Source organism: Methylibium sp. T29-B, assembly GCF_000576225.1.
In the GTDB taxonomy this organism is placed as follows: Bacteria; Pseudomonadota; Gammaproteobacteria; order Burkholderiales; family Burkholderiaceae_C; genus Methylibium; species Methylibium petroleiphilum.
This window is the reverse complement of sequence record NZ_AZSN01000347.1, coordinates 1-1,397: the sequence shown is the minus strand read 5'-3', so window position 1 is coordinate 1,397 and position 1,397 is coordinate 1. Positions and strand designations below refer to the sequence as shown.

Genomic DNA, 1,397 nt, shown 5'->3' with positions numbered 1-1,397 from the left:
CGGCGATTCCGCCCGATCTGGTGGAATCCGAGCTGTTCGGTGTCGAGAAAGGTGCCTTCACCGGAGCCGACCATTCGCGGCCCGGACGCTTCGAGCGGGCCCACGGCGGCACGCTGTTCCTCGACGAGATAAGCAGCCTGCCGCTGCCGGCGCAGGGCAAGCTGCTGCGCGTGCTGCAGGAGCGCGAGATCGAGCGCGTGGGCGACGTGCGCGTGCGCAAGGTCGACGTGCGACTGGTCGCGGCGTCCAACCGCGACCTGCGCGACGAGGTCGAGGCCGGCCGATTCCGCGAGGACCTGTTCTACCGGCTCAACGTGTTCCCGATCGTCATTCCGCCGCTGCGCGAGCGCCTGGAGGACATCCCGCTGCTCGTCGCACTGTTCCTGGAACGTTGCAATCGGCGCTGCGGCAAGCGCGTGGCCGGCCTGACCACGCGCGCCTACGACGCGCTGTGGGACTACCACTGGCCCGGCAACGTGCGCGAGCTCGAGAACATGGTCGAGCGCGCGGTGATCCTGGCCGACGACGACGGCAAGATCGACGTGCAGCACCTGTTCTCCGGCGGCGAGCAGCTCAAGCTGCGTTCGCTGAGCGTAGGCGCGCACGGCGAGCTGGTCCCGCGCGCCGGCGAGGCCAGCGACCAGTGCAAGCGACTGGCCGACGACCTGCTGGCCCGCCTGCCGTCCTTCGAGCAGATCGAGTCGCTGCTGTTCGAGCGCGCGATGGAGCGCAGCGACGGCAACATCTCCGCGGCCGCGCGCCTGCTGCGCCTGCGGCGCGGCCAGGTCGAATACCGCCTCAAGAAGCGCGAGTCCTGAGGCGCGCGGCGGCGCCCGCTCTCAGGCGCCGCGCCGATCGTCCTGGATCAGCTGTCGCAGGCGCCGCCGCACCTTGACCGGTGCCACGTCGTTGGTCATCAGCACCGGGTTCAGGCTGAAGAAGTCGGTGGTGCCCATCTCGTCGTGCACGGCCTCGATGATCGGCCCGTCCTCGTTCTCGAAGGCCGCATGCATGGCCTGGATCTTCATGGCGTTGTAGTCGGCGTCCTCGACGACGTGGTTGCGCCGTGTCGCGAACCAGTAGTGGGTGGTGTTCGCGGTCTCCGGCGTGCAGGTGTGCAGGTCGTACTGGCCGATGCAGCCGGCCAGGTCGAGCGCGCCGCCGTCCTGCGTCGCACCGACCGAGAGCTGGATGTTCGCGGGCGGCGTCCAGGTGATGTCGAAGAAGTGGCGCGCGCCGGCCGCGGGCTCGGGCAGGAAGTTGGCGAAGATCAGCATCGCCGGCGTCTGCTGCCATTCCCAGCGAGCGGAGATGGCGCGCTCGCCCTCGCGCATCTGCGGCACCAGCGTCGACAGCTGCCCGCGCGTGGTGATGATCTCGCCGTGCACATGGTCGAT

1 protein-coding gene and 1 pseudogene are annotated in these 1,397 nt (G+C 69.5%); one reads left to right on the top strand and one right to left on the bottom strand.

Translation table 11 applies throughout. The annotated features are described in order from the left end of the window. The coding region (locus tag Y694_RS21815) for a sigma 54-interacting transcriptional regulator (RefSeq protein ID WP_036236705.1) at positions 1-818 on the top strand (818 nt) is incomplete at its 5' end. A gap of 21 nt (positions 819-839) precedes the next feature. Here Y694_RS21815 and Y694_RS25140 read toward each other — a convergent pair. Continuing rightward, positions 840-1,397: pseudogene (locus tag Y694_RS25140) on the bottom strand (aromatic ring-hydroxylating dioxygenase subunit alpha); the annotation flags it as partial.